Genomic DNA, 519 nt, shown 5'->3' on the forward strand with positions numbered 1-519 from the left:
AGGTAATATCCGACATCCACACTCGGTTGAGCTCACCGGTATCAAACATGCGCTTGACCAGGTCAGGAAGCGTGGACTTACGTTTGGCTTGGACCGTTGTCACTGGGACAAAGGCCCGCGGTGAAATCCCTTCAATGCTCATCATGCGCATTCGTTTAGCCACAGTCTTACGGTTAAGCGCAATGTGGTAGCGCTCGGTAAGTTCTGCGGTGATCCGCGGAGCACCGTAAACCTGATCGGAGTCCGACCAAATCTGATGAATCTTGCGGTCAACATCGTCGTAGAATGCTGCGCGATCATCGTCGCCGGATAGCCGCTTCTGCTGCGTATGGGCCCATTTGTAGTATCCAGACCGAGATACTTTTAATAGCCGTGCCATACGTTTGATGCTGTAGTTGGCCTTCTCCTGCCGCATCAATTCGAACTTTTCTGCTCGCGTTGCTTCGCAGCGAAGAAGGCTGTCGCTTTTGACAAAAACTCATTATCCATCTTGGCTTCCGCCAGTTCACGGCGCAGACG

The 519-nt window shown here is 52.4% G+C and carries 1 protein-coding gene; it reads right to left on the bottom strand.

Annotated elements, in window-relative coordinates; translation table 11 throughout:
* On the bottom strand, nucleotides 1-415 hold a 415-nt coding region (locus tag MHY08_RS11850), incomplete at its 3' end, for an IS3 family transposase (RefSeq protein WP_239236784.1).
* Nucleotides 416-519 lie beyond the last annotated feature (104 nt).

Origin of the sequence: Corynebacterium sp. ACRPJ (assembly GCF_022347345.1) — a bacterium.
Taxonomy (GTDB): Bacteria; Actinomycetota; Actinomycetes; order Mycobacteriales; family Mycobacteriaceae; genus Corynebacterium; species Corynebacterium tuberculostearicum_D.